At 70.8% G+C, this 17,250-nt stretch carries 13 protein-coding genes; 4 read left to right on the forward strand and 9 right to left on the reverse strand.

From position 1 onward, the window contains the following. On the forward strand, nucleotides 1-272 hold a 272-nt coding region (locus tag PV350_RS13640), incomplete at its 5' end, for a hypothetical protein (protein WP_500333951.1). A 136-nt stretch (nucleotides 273-408) separates the two neighbouring features. Here the strand turns inward: PV350_RS13640 and PV350_RS13645 are convergent. From PV350_RS13645 to thyX, 3 genes are all read right to left on the reverse strand, one after another. Continuing rightward, nucleotides 409-2,094, reverse strand: a complete 1,686-nt coding sequence (locus tag PV350_RS13645; protein ID WP_500333953.1) for a ribonuclease J — start codon at nucleotides 2,092-2,094, stop codon at nucleotides 409-411. 123 nt (nucleotides 2,095-2,217) lie between these two features. Continuing rightward, nucleotides 2,218-3,117: a 4-hydroxy-tetrahydrodipicolinate synthase gene (dapA, locus tag PV350_RS13650; protein WP_499514352.1), complete on the reverse strand. Its 900-nt coding sequence runs from the start codon at nucleotides 3,115-3,117 to the stop codon at nucleotides 2,218-2,220. A 168-nt stretch (nucleotides 3,118-3,285) separates the two neighbouring features. Next, a complete protein-coding gene (thyX, locus tag PV350_RS13655) occupies nucleotides 3,286-4,023 on the reverse strand; it encodes an FAD-dependent thymidylate synthase (RefSeq protein ID WP_499514351.1) in 738 nt (245 codons plus the stop codon). A gap of 167 nt (nucleotides 4,024-4,190) precedes the next feature. Here thyX and PV350_RS13660 point away from each other — a divergent pair, with 167 nt between their 5' ends. Further along, a complete protein-coding gene (locus tag PV350_RS13660; RefSeq protein WP_499514350.1) occupies nucleotides 4,191-4,739 on the forward strand; it encodes an SCO5741 family PH domain-containing membrane protein in 549 nt (182 codons plus the stop codon). A gap of 191 nt (nucleotides 4,740-4,930) precedes the next feature. Continuing rightward, on the forward strand, nucleotides 4,931-5,809 hold the full coding sequence (gene argB, locus PV350_RS13665) for an acetylglutamate kinase (protein ID WP_499514349.1): 879 nt from the start codon (nucleotides 4,931-4,933) through the stop codon (nucleotides 5,807-5,809). 14 nt (nucleotides 5,810-5,823) lie between these two features. Here argB and PV350_RS13670 read toward each other — a convergent pair whose 3' ends face one another. From PV350_RS13670 to eccD, 6 genes are all read right to left on the reverse strand, one after another. Then, complete coding sequence (locus PV350_RS13670; protein ID WP_499514348.1) at nucleotides 5,824-6,276, reverse strand: hypothetical protein; 453 nt, start codon at nucleotides 6,274-6,276, stop codon at nucleotides 5,824-5,826. A 40-nt stretch (nucleotides 6,277-6,316) separates the two neighbouring features. Continuing rightward, a complete protein-coding gene (dapB, locus tag PV350_RS13675) occupies nucleotides 6,317-7,069 on the reverse strand; it encodes a 4-hydroxy-tetrahydrodipicolinate reductase (RefSeq protein WP_499514347.1) in 753 nt (250 codons plus the stop codon). Between the two features lie 50 nt (nucleotides 7,070-7,119). Then, the gene (locus PV350_RS13680) at nucleotides 7,120-8,496 is read right to left on the reverse strand and encodes a M16 family metallopeptidase (RefSeq protein WP_500325846.1); all 1,377 of its coding nucleotides are present in this window, start codon (nucleotides 8,494-8,496) and stop codon (nucleotides 7,120-7,122) included. Beyond that, nucleotides 8,493-10,718, reverse strand: a complete 2,226-nt coding sequence (locus tag PV350_RS13685; RefSeq protein WP_499514345.1) for a polyribonucleotide nucleotidyltransferase — start codon at nucleotides 10,716-10,718, stop codon at nucleotides 8,493-8,495. Before PV350_RS13685 ends, PV350_RS13680 begins: the two co-directional genes overlap by 4 nt. 292 nt (nucleotides 10,719-11,010) lie before the next feature. Beyond that, nucleotides 11,011-11,298, reverse strand: a complete 288-nt coding sequence (gene rpsO, locus PV350_RS13690; RefSeq protein WP_361804583.1) for a 30S ribosomal protein S15 — start codon at nucleotides 11,296-11,298, stop codon at nucleotides 11,011-11,013. 190 nt (nucleotides 11,299-11,488) lie between these two features. Further along, the gene (gene eccD, locus PV350_RS13695; protein ID WP_499514344.1) at nucleotides 11,489-12,958 is read right to left on the reverse strand and encodes a type VII secretion integral membrane protein EccD; all 1,470 of its coding nucleotides are present in this window, start codon (nucleotides 12,956-12,958) and stop codon (nucleotides 11,489-11,491) included. 296 nt (nucleotides 12,959-13,254) lie between these two features. Here eccD and eccCa point away from each other — a divergent pair, with 296 nt between their 5' ends. Beyond that, complete coding sequence (gene eccCa / locus PV350_RS13700; protein ID WP_499514343.1) at nucleotides 13,255-17,205, forward strand: type VII secretion protein EccCa; 3,951 nt, start codon at nucleotides 13,255-13,257, stop codon at nucleotides 17,203-17,205. Nucleotides 17,206-17,250: the final 45 nt, after the last annotated feature.

The raw sequence follows: 17,250 nt of genomic DNA on the forward strand, positions 1-17,250 counted from the left end.
AGCGTCCTCGCTGTGTTTACTACAAAGGAACCTCGTCCGAGATGGACGGGGTATCAACATATCTGGCGTTGACTTTTGGCACGCTGTTGAGTTCTCAAGAAACGGAAGCTTCCTTCGAGACCGTTTCACCGGCCTCTCCGGGCTTTCCGGGCTTTCCGGGCTTTCCCTTCGTTGTCACCAGCTTATCAGACTCTTTCGGGCCCGATTCCCGCCGGCGGGGATTTCCTGCTTTTGCGTTTCTGCCTTTCGGCTTTCGCGCTCCCCGACTTTAGCAGATGCTTTCCGTCGGATTTACCGCTCCGCTGTGGGCACGCACGTCTCCGTGGCGTTCTCGTCGCGGGGGTTGTGACAACGTACTGGAGCGGGGCACCCCGATGCAAATCGGGGTGCCCCGCTCCTGGTGGTGCGTCAGACCTCCACGACCACAGGGAGGATCATCGGGCGGCGACGGTAGTTGTCGGAGACCCACTTGCCGATGGCTCGGCGGATGAGCTGCTGCAACTGACGGACCTCTGCGACGCCGTCGGAGGCGGCGCGGGCGAGGGACTCCTCGACCTTGGGGAGGACGTCGTTGAACGCCGCGTCGTCGATCCCGGAACCGCGGGCCTGGACGAACGGGCCGCCCACGACCTTGCCGGTGGTGCTGTCGACGACGATGAACACCGAGACGATGCCCTCCTCGCCGAGGATGCGGCGGTCCTTGAGGGAGGCCTCGGTGATGTCACCGACCGAGAGGCCGTCCACGTACACGTAGCCCGCCTGGACCTTGCCGGTGACCTTGGCGACGCCGTCGACGAGGTCGACGACCACGCCGTCCTCGGCGAGGACGCAGCGCTGCTTCGGGATGCCGGTGGCCTGCCCGAGTTCGGCGTTGGCACGCAGGTGCCGCCATTCGCCGTGGACCGGCATGAGGTTGCGCGGCTTGCAGATGTTGTAGAAGTAGACCAGTTCGCCGGCGGAGGCGTGGCCGGAGACGTGCACCTTGGCGTTGCCCTTGTGCACGACGTTGGCGCCCCAGCGGGTGAGGCCGTTGATCACCCGGTAGACCGCGTTCTCGTTGCCGGGGATGAGCGAGGAGGCCAGGACCACCGTGTCGCCCTCGACGATGCGGATCTGGTGGTCGCGGTTGGCCATCCGGGACAGGGCCGCCATGGGTTCGCCCTGGGAGCCGGTGCACACCAGGACGATCTTCTCGTCGGGGAGGTCGTCGAGCGTCTTGACGTCCACGATGAGGCCCGGTGGGACCCGCAGGTAGCCCAGGTCACGGGCGATGCCCATGTTGCGGACCATGGAGCGGCCGATGAAGGCGACCTTGCGGCCGCGCTCGTGGGCCGCGTCCAGGACCTGCTGGATGCGGTGGACGTGGCTGGCGAAGCTGGCCACGATGATCCGCTTCTCGGCCTTGGCGAAGACCTGGCGCAGCACCGGCAGGATGTCCCGCTCGTGCGGGATGAAGCCGGGCACCTCCGCGTTGGTGGAGTCGGAGAGCAGCAGGTCGATGCCCTCCTCCGACAGGCGCGCGAAGGCGTGCAGGTCGGTGAGGCGGCCGTCGAGCGGCAGCTGGTCCATCTTGAAGTCGCCGGTGTGCACGACCATGCCGGCCGGGGTGCGGATGGCGACCGCGAGGGCGTCGGGGATGGAGTGGTTGACCGCCACGAACTCGCAGTCGAAGGGCCCGATGCGCTCGCGCTGCCCCTCGGCGACCTCGAGGGTGTAGGGGCGGATGCGGTGCTCGGCGAGCTTGGCCTCGATCAGGGCCAGGGTCAGCTTCGAACCGATCAGCGGGATGTCGTCCTTCTCCCGCAGGAGGAAGGGGACGGCGCCGATGTGGTCCTCGTGACCGTGGGTGAGGACGATGCCGACGACGTCGTCCAGGCGGTCACGGATGGACGTGAAGTCCGGCAGGATCAGGTCAACTCCGGGCTGCTCCTCCTCCGGGAAGAGCACCCCGCAGTCGACGATCAGCAACCGGCCTCCGTATTCGAAGACCGTCATGTTGCGGCCGATCTCGCCGAGACCGCCGAGCGGGGTGATGCGCAAGCCCCCCTCGGGCAGCGCGGGGGGCGGGCCGAGCTCAGGGTGCGGATGGCTCAAAGTATCTCCTCACCACGCACGCCACAGGCCCCGGGCGGACACCCGGGGACACCGTGCGCGCATGACAGCGTGCTTTCTGTTGCGTTGTCCTCATGGAGCGATATTCAGTTCTTAAGTCTTTGGTTACAGCTGTACCCCGCCGGCGGCGAGATCCTGCTTCAGCTGTGCCGTCGCGGCCTCGCCGAGCTCCACGAGCGGGAGCCGGAGCGGGCCGCCGGGCAGCCCCTGCAGGGCCAGGGCGGCCTTGGTGGTGATGACGCCCTGGGTGCGGAAGACCCCGGTGAAGACCGGGAGCAGCTTCTGGTGGATCTCGGCCGCCTTGTGGATGTCACCCGAGAGATACGCCTCGAGGAGGGCCCGCAGCTCAGGGCTGACCAGATGTCCCACGACGGAGACGAAGCCGGCGGCGCCGACGGAGAGCAGCGGCAGGTTGAGCATGTCGTCGCCGGAGTACCAGGCGAGGCCGCTGCGGCTGATGGCCCAGCTCGCGGCGCCGAGGTCGCCCTTGGCGTCCTTGTTGGCGACGATCCGGGGGTGCTCGGCGAGCCGGACCAGGGTCTCGGTCTCGATCGGGACGCCGCTGCGGCCGGGGATGTCGTAGAGCATCACCGGAAGACCGGTGGCGTCCGCGACGGCGGTGAAGTGCCGGTACAGGCCCTCCTGCGGGGGCTTGTTGTAGTACGGCGTCACCGTGAGCAGGCCGTGGGCGCCGGCGCGCTCCGCCTGGCGGGCCAGCTCGACGGTGTGGTGGGTGTCGTTGGTGCCGACGCCGGCGACGACGAACGCGCGGTCGCCCACCGCCTCCAGTACGGCCCGGACGAGCTGCTCTTTCTCCACGTCGCTGGTGGTCGGCGACTCACCGGTGGTGCCGTTGACGACCAGGCCGTCGTTGCCTGCCTCGACGAGGTGGGCGGCGAGCTGCTGCGCGCCGTCGAGGTCGAGGGCGCCGTCCGCGGTGAACGGCGTGACCATTGCGGTCAGGACCCGCCCGAAGGGGGTCTGCGGGGTGGAGGTCGGAGCCATGAGTCCAACGCTACTCGGTGCCGGTGCCGGGACACCCCCTCGGGACCTGCGATGAGGACTCCGGCGCTGCCTGCTCGGGGGTTCAAGCAGCACCGGAATCCGTTTCTGAAGACTAGACGAACAGCATGAAACCCGGCAATCGGAAGATTCCGGATGAGTGGTGACCTGCTACGGAGCGACCCGGCCGTTGGCGTTGAAGGCGGCGTGGGTGAGCGGCATGAGCTTCGCCCATTCGGCTTCCATCCGTTCCCCGACCATCTCGATCTCCCGCTGCGGGAAGGACGGGACCGTGGCGAGCTCGTGCTGGGTGCGCAGGCCGAGGAAGTGCATCAGCGAGCGGGCGTTGCAGGTGGCGTACATCGACGAGAACAGGCCGACGGGCAGGGTGGCCCGGGCGACCTCGCGGGCGACGCCGGCCGCCAGCATCTTCTGGTAGGCCTCGTAGGAATGCCGGTAGGAGGCCTCCATGGCGTCCACGGCGGCCTGGTGCTGCTCCGGGGACCCGTGCACGAACTCGTACTTCCCGGGGCGGCCCTGCTGCACCAGCTTGCGCTCCGTGGACGGCACGTAGAAGACCGGCTGCAGCTCGCGGTACCGGCCGGACTCCTCGTTGTACGACCATCCGACGCGGTGGCGCATGAACTCGCGGAAGACGAAGATCGGGGCGCTGATGAAGAAGGTCATGGAGTTGTGCTCGAAGGGGCTGCCGTGGCGGTCCCGCATGAGGTAGTTGATCAGGCCCTTGGAGCGCTCGGGGTCCTTCGTCAGCTCCGCCAGGGACTGTTCGCCGGCCGTGGAGACCCGGGCGGCCCACAGCACGTCGGAGTCGGCGGCGCTGTGCTTGACGAGCTCGACGGTCACGTCGTCGCGGAACTGCACGGAATCGTCGGCGGAGATGTCGGTCACCGGGCGTCCTTCCTCATGGAGCTTGGGGCGGCGCCCAGCCTATGCGCCCGCTCCGACATCGCCCGACACCCGTCGACACCGGCCCCACCCCCCGCAAAGCGGAGCAAGGCAGACGACCGGCGGACCACTGCTGGCCGGTCCCGGCGGGGCCCGCTAGCCTCACCGATGTGTCTCTGCCCTTCCTCGCCGCCGACAGCGGCCACGACGAGTACGCCGCGGACGCCGCCCTTCCGCACCGGGTCCAGGACGGGTGGATCCGTCCCTACCGCCCGGGGCCCTGGCGGGTCGCCGCGGCGGCGATGCTGCTGGTGCTCGCCTCGTACCTGCTCATCGCGGGAGTGATCATGGGGCTCGCGGGCAACGGGCCCGGGGTCGCCGCGACGGTCGTCGCCGCCGTGCTGGCCATCGTCTGCGCGCTGCGTCTGCTGCGCGTGGGGTTCTGGGTGAGCACGCGCGGGCTGCGGCAGGTGGGGCTCTTCTACACCACGACGCTGCCGTGGAACCGGGTCGGGGCCGTCCGTACGGCCCAGCAGCCGGTGAAGTGGCTGGGGCTGCCCCGGACCGTCCAGGGCCAGGCCCTGGTCGTCACGCGGGCGGACGGCCAGCGGTTGCGACCGCTGCTCACCGACCACAACGCGGACTTCCTCGGCCGTACGGAGGCCTTCGACCAGGCGGCCGACGCCATAGAGGGCTGGGCCTCCGAGCTGAGCCGCTGAGGGCTCAGCGGGGCGCCACGCCCCGGTCCGGGCCGGGCACGTCGACGAGGCGGTGCGACGAGGCCCCGCCCGTCCGGGACGCGCACCGGTGGCGGGAGACGGCGTAGAGGCGACAGCCGGGCGTCATCGGGGGTTTGCCTGCGGCTGTTAGCGTCCGGCCGACCCGGCCCGCCGAGGACCTGGAGCGACTCTTGCTCGCACCGCCGCATCCGAACACGCTCCTCACGCATCCCGCGCCGCTGCCCGCGCTGGAACCGCTGCGGGGCCGCACCGTCGTCGTGAAGTTCGGCGGGCACGCCATGACCGACGGGGCGTTGCTGCGCGGCTTCGCCGCGGACGTGGTGCTGCTGCGGCGGACCGGGGTGCGGGCCGTGGTGGTGCACGGGGGCGGTCCGCAGATCAGCGCGCAGCTGGACCGGCTGGGCGTACCCGCGCATTTCCTGGGCGGTCAGCGCGTCACCACGCCGGAGACGCTGGACGTCGTGCGGATGGTGCTCGCCGGCAAGGTGCAGCGGGAGCTGGTGCGGCTGTTCAACGAGCACGGCCCGTACGCCGTCGGGCTCACCGGCGAGGACGCGCACACGCTCACCGCGGTGCGCCGCTACGCCGAGGTCGGCGGGGAGCTGATGGACATCGGCCTGGTCGGGGACGTGACGGAGGTCAACACGGCCGCCGTGGACATGCTGCTGGACCACGGGCACATCCCGGTGGTCTCGCCGCTCGGCCGCGGCACGGACGGCGAGGTCTACAACGTCAACGCGGACGCGGCCGCCGGCGCGCTCGCCGCCGCGCTGGGCGCGGAGGCCCTGGTGGTACTGACGGACGTGCCCGGGCTGTACGCGGACTGGCCGTGCCGGGAGCGGGTGCTGGACCGGCTGACCGCCACCGAGCTGGAACGGATGCTGCCGTCACTCGGGGGCGGCATGGTGCCGAAGATGGAGAGCTGCCTGCGCGCGGTCCGCGCCGGTGTCCGCACCGCACGGGTGCTGGACGGGCGCGCCCCGCACGCCCTGCTGCGCGCGCTGACCGGCGCCCCCGGGGAGGCCGGGACGACCGTCCTGCCGGGCTGAGGCCGGGGCCCCGTTCAGGGGGTCTGCGGCGCCTTCCCGCGCAGGGCGATCGCCCGCTGCATGGCCTTGCGCGCCCGCGGGGTGTCGCGGGCGTCGTGGTAGGCGACCGCGAGCCGGAACCACGTCCGCCAGTCCTCCGGCGCGGCCTCCGTCTCGGCCTTGCGCCGGGCGAAGACCGCGTCGGCGGAGGCGCGGTCGACGCGCCCGCTCGGGGTGCGCACCAGTTCGTCCTCCGGCAGGCCGCCCTCGGCCTCCAGTTCGCGGGCCAGCCGGTCCGCGTTGCGCGCGAACTGCGTCGTACGGACCAGGAACCAGACGCCGACCAGCGGCAGCACGAGCACGGCCACGCCGAGGACCACCGTGACCGGTCGGCCGTCCTGGATCAGCCAGACGCCACGGGCGCCGGCCAGCACGAAGTACACGACCAGGACGGCCGCGAGGACGAAGTAGGTGATCTTTGCGCGCATGGTGGGCGAACCGGCTCTCAGTCTGTCGTCTCTCGGTCGGTCAGTCGAGGTCCATGAAGTGCTCCAGGCCGAAGGTGAGTCCCGGCGTGGAGACGACCCTGCGCACGCCGAGCAGCACGCCCGGCATGAAGGAGCCGCGGTTCATGGAGTCGTGACGGATGGTGAGGACCTCTCCGGCGTCGCCGAAGAGCACCTCCTGGTGGGCGACGAGACCGCGCAGCCGCACCGCGTGCACGGGCACGCCCTCGACGTCGGCGCCGCGCGCGCCGTCCAGGGCGGTGGCGGTGGCGTCCGGCTGCGCGCCGAGCCCGGCCTCGCGGCGGGCGTCGGCGATGAGCTGCGCGGTGCGCACGGCGGTGCCGCTGGGGGCGTCGACCTTGTCCGGGTGGTGGAGTTCGACGATCTCCGCGGACTCGAAGAAGCGGGCCGCCTGGCGGGCGAAGCGCATCGCCAGGACCGCCCCGATGCCGAAGTTCGGGGCGATGAGCACACCGGTGCCCGGCGTGGCGCCGAGCCAGCCGCGCAGGGTGTCCAGGCGCTCGTCGGTCCAGCCGGTGGTGCCGACCACGGCGTGGATGCCGTGCCGCAGGCAGAAGTCGAGGTTGCCCATGACCGAGCCCGGGGTGGTCAGTTCCACCGCGACCTGGGCCTCGTTCTCGGCCAGGGTCTCCAGCTTGTCCTCGCGGCCGATCGCCGCCACGAGCTCCAGGTCGTCCGCGGCCTCGACGGCCTTGACCGCCTCGGCGCCCATCCGGCCGCGGGCCCCGATCACACCCACACGGATCTTGCTCATCGTTCCAGTCCTCCGGTCCAGACGTTCGAGACGGTCGGTACGGCTCAGGCTCAGACGACGGACTCGTGCAGGCGGGCGGCCTGCCGGTCCTTCAGCGGGCCTATGACGGCCAGCGAGGGACGCTGTCCCAGGACGTCGCGGGCGACCGCGCGCACCTCGTCGGGGGTGACCGCGGCGATCCTCTCCAGTGTGGCGTCCACCGACATCTGCTCGCCCCAGCAGAGCTCGCTCTTGCCGATCCGGTTCATGAGCGCGCCGGTGTCCTCCAGGCTGAGCACGGTCGAGCCGGAGAACTGACCGATGGCGCGGTGCAGTTCCTCGTCGCTCAGCCCGTGCTCGGCGACCTGGTCGAGCTCCTCGCGGCAGATCTTCAGGACCTCGTGGACGCGGCGCGGCTGGCAGCCGGCGTACACGCCGAACAGGCCGCAGTCCGCGAAGGACGAGGTGTACGAGTAGACGCTGTAGGCGAGGCCGCGCTTCTCGCGGACCTCCTGGAACAGCCGGGAACTCATCCCGCCGCCGAGCGCCGTGTTGAGCACGCCCAGCGCCCAACGCCGGTCGTCGTGCCGGGACAGCCCCGGCATGCCGAGCACGACGTGGGCCTGCTCGGTGCGGCGCTCCAGCAGCTCCACCCGGCCCTGGCCGCGGATCGTGCGGGCGCCGTCGCGCGGTGGGCGGGGCACGGCGTCCGCGTCGCGGAGGGCGCCCGCGTCCTCGAAGGCCTTGCGGACCTGGCGGACGACGGTGGCGTGGTCGATGTTGCCCGCGGCGGCGACGACCAGCCGGGTCGGATCGTAGTGCTTCCGGTAGAAGCGGGCGACCTGGTCGCGGGTGAGGGCGTTGATGGTGTCGACCGTGCCGAGGACGGGGCGGCCCAGCGGGGAGTCGCCCAGCATGGCGGTGGCGAACAGGTCGTGGACCTGGTCCCCGGGGTCGTCCTCGGTCATCGCGATCTCCTCCAGGACCACACCGCGCTCGGCGTCGATGTCCTCCTGGCGGATCAGGGACCCGGTCAGCATGTCGCTGACCACGTCGATGGCGAGCGGCAGGTCGGTGTCGAGGACACGCGCGTAGTAGCACGTGTACTCCTTGGCCGTGAAGGCGTTCATCTCGCCGCCGACGGCGTCGATGGCCGAGGAGATCTCGAGTGCGCTGCGCCGCGCGGTGCCCTTGAAGAGCAGGTGCTCCAGGTAGTGCGTGGCGCCGTTGAGTGCCGGGGTCTCGTCGCGGGAACCGACGCCGACCCAGATGCCGAAGGTCGCGGAGCGCACCGTCGGCAGGGTCTCGGTGACGACGCGCAGTCCCCCGGGGAGGACGCTGCGCCGGACCGTACCGATGCCGTCGGCGCCGGGCAGCAGGGTCTGCGTGCGGACGGCCCGCCCCTTGGTGGAGGGGCGGGCCGTCACGCGTGTGGAGCCGGTGGTCACTTCTCGGACGCGTCCTCGGCCTTGTCGTCGGCCGCGGTCTCTTCGCCCTCGATGACCGGGATCAGCGACAGCTTGCCGCGCTGGTCGATCTCGGCGATCTCGACCTGGACCTTGGAGCCCACGGCGAGGACGTCCTCGACGTTCTCGACGCGCTTGCCGCCGGCCAGCTTGCGGATCTGCGAGATGTGCAGCAGGCCGTCCTTGCCCGGGAGCAGGGAGACGAAGGCACCGAAGGTGGTGGTCTTCACGACCGTGCCCAGGTAGCGCTCGCCGACCTCGGGCATCGTCGGGTTGGCGATGCCGTTGATCGTGGCGCGGGCGGCCTCGGCGGACGGGCCGTCGGCGGCACCGATGTAGATGGTGCCGTCGTCCTCGATGGTGATCTCGGCGCCGGTGTCCTCCTGGATCTGGTTGATCATCTTGCCCTTGGGGCCGATGACCTCACCGATCTTGTCCACCGGGATCTTGACGGTGATGATGCGCGGGGCGTTCGGCGACATCTCGTCCGGGGTGTCGATCGCCTCCATCATCACGTCGAGGATGTGCAGACGGGCGTCGCGGGCCTGCTTGAGGGCCGCGGCCAGGACCGACGCCGGGATGCCGTCGAGCTTGGTGTCCAGCTGCAGCGCCGTGACGAACTGCTTGGTGCCGGCGACCTTGAAGTCCATGTCGCCGAAGGCGTCCTCCGCACCGAGGATGTCGGTGAGGGTGACGTAGTGGGTCTCGCCGTCGATCTCCTGGGAGATCAGGCCCATGGCGATGCCGGCGACGGGGGCCTTCAGCGGCACACCGGCGTTCAGCAGCGACATGGTGGAGGCGCAGACCGAGCCCATCGAGGTGGAGCCGTTGGAGCCGAGCGCCTCGGAGACCTGGCGGATGGCGTACGGGAAGTCCTCGCGGGCCGGCAGGACCGGGAGGATGGCCCGCTCGGCCAGCGCGCCGTGGCCGATCTCGCGGCGCTTGGGGGAGCCCACGCGGCCGGTCTCGCCGACGGAGTACGGCGGGAAGTTGTAGTTGTGCATGTAGCGCTTGCGCGTCTCGGGCGCGAGCGTGTCCAGCTGCTGCTCCATGCGGAGCATGTTGAGGGTGGTGACGCCCAGGATCTGGGTCTCACCGCGCTCGAACAGGGCCGAGCCGTGCACCCGCGGGATGGCCTCGACCTCGGCGGCCAGGGTGCGGATGTCGGTGACACCGCGGCCGTCGATGCGGACCTTGTCCTTGATGACGCGCTCGCGGACCAGCTTCTTGGTCAGCGAGCGGTAGGCCGCGGAGATCTCCTTCTCGCGGCCCTCGAACTGCGGGAGCAGCTTCTCGGCGGCGAGACCCTTGACGCGGTCCAGCTCGGCCTCGCGGGCCTGCTTGCCGGCGATGGTCAGCGCCTGCTTGAGCTCGTCGGAGACGGCGGCCTCGAGCGCCTCGAACACGTCGTCCTGGTAGTCCAGGAAGATCGGGAACTCGGCGGTCTCCTTGGCGGCCTTCGCGGCGAGGTCGGCCTGCGCCTTGCACAGCACCTTGATGAAGGGCTTGGAGGCCTCCAGGCCCGCCGCGACGACCTCCTCGGTCGGCGCCTCGGCGCCGTCCTCGACGAGCTTGATCGTCTTGGTGGTGGCCTCGGCCTCGACCATCATGATCGCGACGTCGCCGTCCTCGAGGGTGCGGCCGGCCACGACCATGTCGAAGACGGCGTCCTCCAGCTCGCTGTGGGTCGGGAAGGCGACCCACTGGCCGCGGATCAGCGCGACGCGGACGCCGCCGACCGGGCCGGAGAACGGCAGACCGGCCAGCTGCGTGGAGCAGGAGGCGGCGTTGATGGCGACCACGTCGTAGAGGTGGTCGGGGTTGAGTGCCATGATCGTCGCCACGACCTGGATCTCGTTGCGCAGGCCCTTCTTGAAGGACGGGCGCAGCGGGCGGTCGATCAGGCGGCAGGTGAGGATCGCGTCCTCGGAGGGACGGCCCTCACGGCGGAAGAAGGAACCGGGGATCCGCCCGGCCGCGTACATGCGCTCCTCGACGTCCACCGTCAGCGGGAAGAAGTCGAGCTGGTCCTTCGGGTGCTTCGAGGCGGTGGTGGCCGACAGCACCATGGTGTCGTCGTCCAGGTAGGCCACGGCCGAGCCGGCGGCCTGACGGGCCAGGCGGCCCGTCTCGAAGCGGATCGTACGGGTGCCGAAGCTGCCGTTGTCGATCACGGCTTCGGCGTAGTGGGTCTCGTTCTCCACTATGGGGATTCTCCTCTTTCGTGCCCCCGGGCGTCTTCCCGGGAGCCGTCGGTGGAGGGGCGTCCCGCCGGGCCGGTCTTCGATCGAAGCCACCGGGACGTACGTGCTGCCCGGGGGCCACTACCGAGGACCGGCTCTGGTGGCGTTTAGGAGGACGCTCCCTCCGCATGCTCTATGGCGTTGTGTATGGGACCAGACTACAAAGCTTCGGTCCCGGTCTCGCGCCCAGCGCGGTCCCGTACGTACGCCAAGGGAGCGGCTCCCGGACGGGAACCGCTCCCTTTACGGCGTCTCAGCGGGCGCCGGCCGCGCCACGGCGGATGCCGAGGCGCTCGACGAGCGCACGGAAGCGCTGGATGTCCTTCTTGGCCAGGTACTGCAGCAGGCGGCGGCGCTGGCCGACCAGGATCAGCAGACCACGACGGGAGTGGTGGTCGTGCTTGTGGGTCTTGAGGTGCTCGGTCAGGTCCGAGATGCGGCGCGAGAGCAGCGCGACCTGGACCTCGGGGGAGCCGGTGTCGCCCTCCTTGGTGCCGAACTCGGCGATGATCTGCTTCTTCGTCGCGACGTCGAGCGACATGCGGTCTCCTTGTGGTGTCGGTGCCTCCGAGCGCCCCTGGTCTGCGTCACAGGAGAAGCTGCGATGACTCGGAAGGCATGACGCGCCGCACATGGGCGGACGCATCGGTCACACAGAGTACCACCCCGGGCCCGGTGCGATCTCCGGGGCCGGGGTGGCGGTGCTGCGGGCGGCTCGCGGGCGTCCCGGCTCAGCCGCTGGTCATGCCGCGGGCCTCGGCGTACAGGTCGAGGACCGCGAGGGCGAGCGGGATGAGGGAGAGCAGCACGGTCGCCTCGGCGAGGTCGAGCATCCGGCCCCAGAAGGGGGTGACGCCCTTGCTCGGGACGACGAGGGCGATCGCGACCAGGAGGGTGGCGCCCAGGGCCACCGCGGCGGACAGCCACACGGTGCGGATGTCGAGCGAGGAGTGGTTGCCGCGCAGCAGGTCGGTGAGGACGTCGGTCGGCAGGTTGAGGGCGAGACCGATGATCAGCAGCCCGATGGTGATCACACCGGCCACCATCAGCGTCACGACCTGCGAGGTGTAGCGGAACAGCCGGGCGCGCATCAGCGTCGCCAGGCCCATCGCGAGGGCGAGCAGCTGCGCCCAGGCGCTGTCGGAGAAGCCGAGCACGACGCCGGCGGAGCCGACGATCGCGGCCGCGCAGCCGCCGACCAGGCCCAGCAGCAGCTCGTGGCCGCGACGGGCCTGGTTGGTGATCCGGTCGAAGTCGACCGGCTCCTCCTCGCCCTGCCGGTCGCCGTCGCCGCGGTGCCGGGCCTGGACCTGGTCGGGCGAGCGGAAACCGATGGGCAGCCGGGCGAAGCGGGCGGACCAGCCGGGCAGGAAGCCGATGACGGCGATCATGACGACGGCGGTGACGGCGGCCGCCTCGCGCGGCGCGGCGTCCGTGAGGATCGCCACGAAGGTGGCCACGGTGCCGACGCCTGCGGTGAAGGAGGCCGCGACGAACGGCGCGTCCCCCTGCGGCAGCATCAGCACAAGGAGCACGGCGGCGACGAGCACCACGACGCAGCCGATGAGGAAGTGCAGCCGGCCGGGTCCCTCGGTCTTGCCGACGCCCATGACCCCGGAGCCGGCGACGAGCAGCAGCGGCAGGGAGGCGAGGCCGAGGGCGACGGCGGAGTGCCGGTCGTCGTACACGCGGGCGCGCACCGAGGCGAGCGCCACCAGCACCAGGCCCGCGGCGCCGGCGAGGATGCCGGGGAGGCCGTGCATGTCGTGCTTGACCGGCTCGGAGAACCAGAGCACGAAGGCCATGAGCGCGAGCAGGATGACGCCCGCGGTCAGGCCCACGCCGCGCATGAGGCCGTCGTTCCAGCTGCGGCGGTCGGTCTGGACCGCGGCGGCGACGGCATCGACGACGTCGTCGAACACGGCGGGCGGCAGCGAGTCCGCGAACGGACGCAGCAGCAGCAACTCGCCGTCGTGGACGCGCTGTTCGGCCAGGGACAGGGTGTCGTCGAGGACACGCCCGTCACGGCGGACCAAGTTGTAGCCGGTGGGGGCGGCTTCGTCGGGCGTCTGGCCCGACAGGCGCAGTATCTCGGGATGGATGTCGGAGAGCGGTACGTCCTCCGGAAGTGCCACATCGATCCGGCTGTTCGGCGCCGCCACCGTGACTCTGCAGAATCCCGTCGCTGAGATCGTGCTCACCTGGAGTGGTCCCCCTCGTCCGGTGATGGATGGGTAGAGGTCGGGTCCACGCGGCCGTCCAGGGTCGGACCCCCGTTCCGCGCTTCGCGATCCGTCACCCTACCGGGTACCCCAAGTCCCTTGTCCCTCACCCGTCCCAGTGCCTTGTGACTGTCATGCCCAGTAGGATCGCCACCTGCCTGTGGTCCAATGCCCGCCCCGTGCGGGGGTGGAGCGCGACCGGGACGTGTCATACGGGGGACCGTCGCCACGGGGGCGGCCCGAAACTGCGATTCGCGTGAAGGACTGGTGCATCGGTGAGCGTGGTCGTCATCAAGCGCCCGCCGCGGGTTTACCCGCCGGAGGTGCCGAATGAGGAGGTACGGCTCGAAGCCCCGCCCGAACTGCCACGCGGCGAGGACCAGGGCCTGCTGATGAATCTGCTGCCGATGCTCGGCATGGGTTCGTCGGCGGCGTTCTTCTTCCTGCCGACGGGGTCGGGGACCTCCGGCGGGTTCATGAAGGTCATGGGCGTGCTCATGATGGGCTCCACCGTGGCGATGGTGGTGGCCCAGATCGTGCGCTCCCGCAAGGGGCCGTCGGGGCAGATGGCGGAGGCCCGCCGGGACTACCTGAAGTACCTGGCGCAGATACGCCGCGGGGTGCGCAAGACCGCCCGCAAGCAGCGCGACGCACAGTATTACCTGCACCCCGCGCCCGAACAGCTGTGGGCGCTGGTCGCCGAGGGCTCGCGGGTGTGGGAACGCCGGCTCAGCGACCCGGACTTCGCGCAGGTGCGGGTGGGCCTGGGGCCCCAGCAGCTGTCGACGCCGCTGGTGGCGCCGGAGACCGCCCCGGTGGACGAGCTGGAACCGCTGACCGCGCACTCGATGCAGCAGTTCATCGCGGCGCACGGTTCGCTGGACAACCTGCCGCTGGCCGTGGGCCTGCGCTCCTTCTACCACGTGACGGTCTCCGGGGACCCCGACACCGTCTACGGGCAGACCCGCTCCATCGTGGGCCAACTGTGCTCCCTGCACTCGCCGGAGGACCTGGTCGTCGCCGTCGTGGCGGCGCCCGGCGCGCAGTCGGAGTGGGAGTGGGTCAAGTGGCTGCCGCACGCGCAGCACAAGGAGCACGACGGCGCGGGCTCGCGCCGTCTGATATGCGGCGACCTGGGTGAGGTCGAGGAGCTGCTGGCGGACGAGCTGGACGGCAGGCCGCGCTTCAACCGCGAGGGCCAGACGGTGCTGGACCAGCCGCACGTGGTGATCGTGCTGGACGGCGGCGGCGTGCCGGCGGACTCCGTGATCGCCTCCGCCGAGGGCCTGCAGGGCGTCACGATCCTGGAGGTCGTCCCCGGCGAGCTGGACGAGGCGCGCGGCTCGCTGTCCATCCAGGTGTGGCGCGACCAGCTGTACCTGGAGGCCGGGGCCGGCACCTTCACCGGCGTCCCCGACGTGCTGTCACCCGTACAGGCCGAGTCGCTGGCGCGGCAGCTCGCGCCGCTGCGGCTGGGCGCCGCCGACGCCGACGAACCGCTGCTGGCGAACCTGGACTTCACCGACCTGATGGGGATCGGCGACGCCTCGTCGGTGGACGTCGCGCGGACCTGGCGGCCGCGGACCCTCCACGAGCGGCTGCGGGTGCCGATCGGCCTGGGCGAGACCGGCGAGCCGGTCATGCTGGACGTCAAGGAGGCCTCCCAGGAGGGCATGGGCCCGCACGGCCTGTGCGTCGGCGCCACCGGTTCCGGCAAGTCCGAGCTGCTGCGCACGCTGGTACTGGGACTGGCCGTGACGCACTCCTCGGAGACCCTCAACTTCGTGCTCGCCGACTTCAAGGGCGGCGCGACCTTCACCGGCATGGGCACGATGCCCCACGTGTCGGCGGTCATCACCAACCTGGCCGACGAGCTCACCCTGGTGGACCGCATGCGCGACTCCATCACCGGTGAGCTGACCCGCCGCCAGGAGCTGCTGCGGCAGTCCGGCAACTACGCCAACATCACGGACTACGAGAAGGCCCGCGCTGCGGGCGCGGCGCTCGACCCGCTGCCCTCGCTGATCCTGATCATCGACGAGTTCTCCGAGTTGCTCGCCGCCAAGCCGGACTTCATCGAGATGTTCATCCAGATCGGCCGCATCGGCCGATCGCTGGGCGTGCACATGCTGCTGGCCTCGCAGCGCCTGGAGGAGGGCAAGCTGCGCGGTCTGGACACCTTCCTGTCGTACCGCATCGGTCTGCGGACCTTCTCCGCCGCCGAGTCGCGCACCGCGATCGGCGTGCCCGACGCGTACCACCTGCCCAACGTCCCCGGCGCGGGCATCCTGAAGTACGGCACCGACACGATGGTGCAGTTCAAGGCCGCGTACGTGTCCGGCACCTACCGGGCGCCGGGCACGCGGACGGCGAGCGGGGCACGCATCGACCGCTCCCCCGTGCTGTTCACCGCCTCGCCCGTGCCCGTGCGCATCGTCACCGAGCCGGAGCCGCAGCCCCGCGCCGGGCAGGTGGACGACGCGCTGGCCGACACCGTGCTCGACGTCATCGTCGGCCGGCTGGAGGGCCAGGGGCCGCCCGCCCACCAGGTGTGGCTGCCGCCGCTGGACGAGCCGTTCAGCGTCGACCAGGTGCTGCCGCCGCTGACGGTGAGCGCCGAGCGGGGTCTGCACGCCGACGGCTACACCGCCACCGGCAAGCTCCAGGTGCCGGTCGGCCTGGTCGACAAGCCCTTCGAGCAGCGCCGTGACGTCATGTACGCGGACCTGTCGAGCTCCGGCGGTCACGCGCTGGTCGTCGGCGGCCCGCAGTCCGGCAAGTCGACGCTGGTGCGCACCCTGATCGCGTCCTTCGCGCTCACCCACACCCCGAAGGAAGTGCAGTTCTACGCGCTGGACTTCGGCGGCGGCGGCATGCTGGCCCTGGACGGGCTGGCGCACGTCGGCGGGGTGGCCTCGCGCCTGGACGCGGAGAAGGTCCGCCGTACGGTGGCCGAGGTGCACGGCATCCTCAATGCCCGCGAGGAGTTCTTCCGCACCAACGTCATCGACTCGATGAACACCTTCCGCTCCCGCCGGGCCTCGGGACACTTCCCCGACCAGCCGTGGGGCGACGTGTTCCTCGTCATCGACGGCTGGAGCACCTTCAAGACCGACTACGAGATGCTCGACCCGGTCATCAACGACATCGCCACCCGCGGTCTGGGCTTCGGCATCCACCTGGTCATCACCGCCACCCGCTACACCGAGATCCGGCCCGCGCTGCGCGACCAGGTCCTCAGCCGGCTGGAGCTGCGGCTCGGCGACCCGATGGAGTCCGAGTTCGACCGCAGGCGCGCCGAGAACGTGCCGGTCGGCAAGCCGGGCCGCGGTCTGTCCCCGGAGAAGCTGGACTACCTGGCGGCGCTGCCCCGCGTCGACGCCTCCTCGAACGTGGAGGACCTCTCCGAGGGCATGGCGCAGTTCGTGGCCACGGTCAACGCCAACTGGTCGGGGCCCACCGCGCCGAAGGTGCGGATGCTGCCGACGATGCTGCCGTCGACCGAGCTGCCCAAGGGCGGCGACTTCTCCGACCGCGGCATCGCGATCGGTGTGGACGAACTCACCCTGTCGCCGGTGTTCGTGGACTTCGAGACCGACCCGCTGTTCGTCATCTACGGCGAGAGCGAGTCCGGCAAGTCCTCGCTGCTGCGGCTGATCGCCAAGCAGGTCAGCGAGCGCTACGAGTCCGGCAAGGCGCTGTTCGTGGTCTCCGACTTCCGCCGGGCGCTGCTCGGCCAGGTGCCGGAGAGCCACGTGTACAAGTACTGCGCCTCCGGCCCGCAGCTGCAGGAGGTCATGGAGTCGCTGGCCGGTTCCATGAGCCGCCGGATGCCCGGCCAGGACGTCACGCCAGAGCAGCTGCGCAACCGCAGCTGGTACAGCGAGCCGGACGCCTGGGTCTTCGTGGACGACTACGACCTGGTGGCCACCTCGATGGGCAACCCGATGCAGGTGCTGATGGAGTACCTGCCGTTCGCCCGTGACCTGGGTCTGCGCATCGTGCTGTCACGCAGCACCTCGGGGGCGTCCCGGTCGTCCTTCGAGCCGTTCCTGACCCGCGTCAAGGAGCTGGGCGCGACCGGTGTGCTGCTCTCCGGCGACCCGGGCGAGGGCCCGGTCTTCGGCAACGTCAAGGCGTCCAGGCTGCCCCCGGGCCGTGCGCAGTTCATCACGCGGCGCCGCGGCAACCAGCTCATCCAGACCGGCTTCCTGCCGGAGAGCTGAGCCCGTTCCGGCGCGCGGCGCCGGGACACGCGAGCGGGGGCGGGC

This window comes from Streptomyces sp. PA03-6a, assembly GCF_033792765.1.
Classification (GTDB): domain Bacteria; phylum Actinomycetota; class Actinomycetes; order Streptomycetales; family Streptomycetaceae; genus Actinacidiphila.